Below are 3,045 nucleotides of genomic sequence, written 5' to 3' on the forward strand. Positions count from 1 at the left end.
TTCCTGCTGGCCCCGCAGCTCCGTAAGTATGGACGCTACACGGTCCCGGAATTTATCGGAGACCGTTATAACAGTCATACAGCCCGCGTTATCGCCGCGATCTGTACAATCATCATCAGTTTCACTTACTCCATCGGTCAGCTTTCCGGATCCGGAGTTGTAATCGGAAGACTATTCGAGATCGACGCTAAAGTCGGGACGCTTATCGGTGTTGTGCTGATCGCTTTTTATTCCGCATTCGGCGGGATGAAGGGGATTACGTGGACGCAGGTTGCACAGTATATTGTCCTTATCATTGCTTATTTAATTCCGGTCATTTTCATGTCCCTGCAAATAACCGGAAATCCGGCACCATGGATTTCCTACGGAGAACTAATCGGGAAGATCGGGGAGCTCGACCGGGAGCTGGGAATCTCTGAATACTTTGCACCATTTACGAACGGGACGAAGTGGCAGTTCATGGCCCTTATGTTTACGTTAATGGCCGGTACGGCAGGTCTTCCTCACGTAATCGTCCGCTTCTATACGGTGTCAACGATGAAAGCGGCTCGCTGGTCCGGGGCATGGGCACTCCTTTTCATCGGACTTCTTTATCTGTCTGCACCAGCTTATGCAGCGTTCTCCCGGTTTATCCTGATGACGAAGGTGGCAGGCAGCAAAATCAGTGAATTGCCGGCCTGGACAGCTTCCTGGGTGGACACAGGAAAACTTCAAGTAGCAGATACAAATGCTGACGGCATCTTACAATGGAAGGAAATCGTCATCTCGAATGATATCGTCGTCATGGCGACGCCTGAAATCGCAAACCTCGGCGTGTTTGTCATAGGTCTTGTTGCAGCAGGGGCGATGGCAGCAGCCTTATCGACTGCAGGCGGATTAATGATCTCGATTTCGTCTTCCTTCGCACATGATATCTATTACCGCGTATTCAGACCAAATGCGACGGAGAAAAACCGTCTCGCGGTAGCTCGCTGGACAATCGTTCTCGCCACCCTGGCAGCAGGTTTGGTGGCGCTGAATCCTCCGGGAGTCATCACCCAGATCGTTGCGTGGGCCTTCGCGCTCGCTTCAGGTACCTTCTTCCCGGCTCTCATACTCGGAGTCTGGTGGAAGCGCTCCAACGCGCGAGGGGTAATCGCAGGTCTCCTTGTCGGTCTGGCAGTGACACTCACTTATATCTTCATGGCGAGAGCAGGCGTCAATGTATTCGGGATCATCGATACAGGAGCAGGGGTATTCGGTGCAGCTGCCGGATTCATTGCCAATATCGTCGTATCCTTAATGACGAAGGCTCCGGATCAAAAACTGCAGGATGAAGTAACCGATCTCCGTTATCCAGAACAAATGACCTTTAAAAACGGTGAAATCTGGGTGGATGATGATGTCAACTTCAAATCCTGATCGAACCTATCAAGAAGCTGTACTGCTTCATCCCTTTTTCAGGGGGATGGAGCAAAGTACGGCTCTTTCCCTTTTTTCGCATTGTATAAAAGTGACCGCCGATGCTGATCATACGCTTTTGAAAAGCGATGAAAATCGCAGCGGCCTCTTTCTTGTCGTAGCAGGGGAAGTTGAAATCATCGTACCGAAAAACATGGACGGAAAAGAAGAAGTACTTGAAGTCATTTCCAAAGGGGGAACCATCGGTCTGTCCTCCCTTTATTCTTTTATGGAGAAAGAAGAAGCGGAAGGGTGGCTCTATGCCTCCGTGGAAGTGAAGGCAGCGCGAGACAGCCTCCTGTGCCTGGTACCATATAGCGGCTTGAAAGATTTCAGGGTAGATCCGCATCTTAAACATTTTTTATTGAACGAAACATCCAAGCGGCTTCAGGACATCTATTACTCTCTATCAAAACAGGTCAGTGCATCCTATGGGTTTGAAGAACGATCGTCGATTTTAAAGAGAGTGAAAGATAGTATGGTAGAAAACGTCATATCGGTGGATATCGGAGCTTCCCTTCAAGAAGCAGCACAAATCATGGGGGAAAAGCGGGTGAGCTCCGTTGTCGTGCTTGATGCAAAGGGGATTGCAGGCATCCTTACCGAACGGGATATCGTATCTAGATGCCTTGCAGGCAATATCCCCCTCACGAGTTCTGTGGAAAATGGGATGACAGCGGAACCCGTCATAATCGGTGGGGGTGCCTATCTGTACGAAGCGCTGGCTGCGATGCTCGACCATTCGATCAAGCATCTGCCAGTGACAGAAAACGGTAAGTTAGCAGGGATTATCACCCTTTACGATGTGATGAAAGCGAATCATACCGGTTCATTGATCAGTACACATAAGCTTGAGGATAAGGGCTTCCCGGTCGAGAAAATGAAGACCTCCATTGAATCGGTGTTTCATCAGTTGTGGAAAGCCCATGCCCCTGTCTTGCATGTGTTGGATTTTATGTCAGGGCTCGTGGACCGGTTGTATCGAAGGGTACTGCGTGATACGGAAGAAGAACTTGAGAAGGAAGGGAATGTGAAGCCTTGCAGATATTCCTTCTATGTAATGGGCTCTGCTGGAAGAAAAGAGCAATTCATGCTGACCGACCAGGATCATTTCCTCGTCTATGAAAACGATGAAGAATGTTCGGAGGAGTATTTCAAACTGTTTTCTGAAAGAGTAGTGAAAAGACTCGAGAAAGCGGGAATAAGACGCTGTGAAGGAAACATGATGTCTTCAGAGAGTTCATGGAGGGGGAGCATCCAAAAGTGGGAAGAACGAATGAGGCAGTGGTCGGTTCGTTCGTCAGAGGAAACTCTTTTAGTAGCCCAGAACTTCTTTTCATTCCGCTTCCTGCTCGGGGATGAGGAACTGCACGAAGCATTTGTGAGCACCATTGCCCAGCAGCTGAAACGATCGCAAATCCTGTTGGTCAGGATGGCCGGGGTTGAAAAGACAACACCTGTACCCGTCCTGCACTCTTCGATCAGGTCGCTGCTTGGTATGCAGAGAAAGGAATTCTCAATGAAAAAAGAGATCCTGTTTCCCTTTCATCATGCTCTTCAAATCCTGAATTTGACGCACGGGAATCATTCGGGGTCTACACTTGA

The 3,045-nt window shown here is 49.1% G+C and carries 2 protein-coding genes; both read left to right on the forward strand.

The window, feature by feature from the left end; all coding sequences use genetic code 11:
* Positions 1–1,401 (forward strand): VC_2705 family sodium/solute symporter (locus HP456_RS22015; protein WP_172255098.1); only part of this gene is annotated, 1,401 nt, incomplete at its 5' end.
* Positions 1,376–3,045, forward strand: a 1,670-nt coding sequence (locus HP456_RS22020) for a DUF294 nucleotidyltransferase-like domain-containing protein (protein WP_172255099.1), incomplete at its 3' end; no start/stop codon positions are given. The genes HP456_RS22015 and HP456_RS22020, both read left to right, overlap by 26 nt.

Origin of the sequence: Bacillus haikouensis (assembly GCF_013179555.1) — a bacterium.
In the GTDB taxonomy this organism is placed as follows: domain Bacteria; phylum Bacillota; class Bacilli; order Bacillales; family Bacillaceae_B; genus Rossellomorea; species Rossellomorea haikouensis_A.